This is a genomic window from Belnapia sp. AC561, assembly GCF_979252845.1.
The window spans coordinates 1-341 of the sequence record NZ_CEEDBP010000131.1 but is presented as its reverse complement, the minus strand read 5'-3'; the positions used below and the strand labels follow the sequence as shown (position 1 = coordinate 341).

Here is a 341-nt window from a genome sequence, read left to right as displayed (position 1 = left end):
GACGAAGACGTGGTGCGCTCGATTCTGACCTTTTCGTTCTTCTTCGCCATCACCATCTGCGCCATGGCGCTGGGCCTGTCGCTAATGGGGTTGGATTGGATTACCGCTCTGACCGGCGCCGCAAGCACCGTGTCGGGCGTGGGTCCGGGTCTGGGCGAAGTGATTGGCCCGGCGGGCAACTTCGCCAGCCTGCCGGACGGCGCCAAGTGGCTGCTGTCGTTCGGCATGCTGTTGGGGCGGCTGGAAATCATCACCGTGTTGGTGCTGTGTGTTCCAGCGTTCTGGCGGCACTGAGAACGTCCTGCGCCGAAACCCAAAGGCCCGGCGCAGCGTTACGAGAC

Annotated in this window: 1 protein-coding gene; it reads left to right on the top strand. The window is 63.6% G+C overall.

Features of this window, described 5'->3' with window-relative positions:
- Positions 1 to 294 (top strand): potassium transporter TrkG (locus tag AC0IW9_RS30445; RefSeq protein WP_471652048.1); only part of this gene is annotated, 294 nt, incomplete at its 5' end.
- Between the last annotated feature and the right edge of the window lie 47 nt (positions 295 to 341).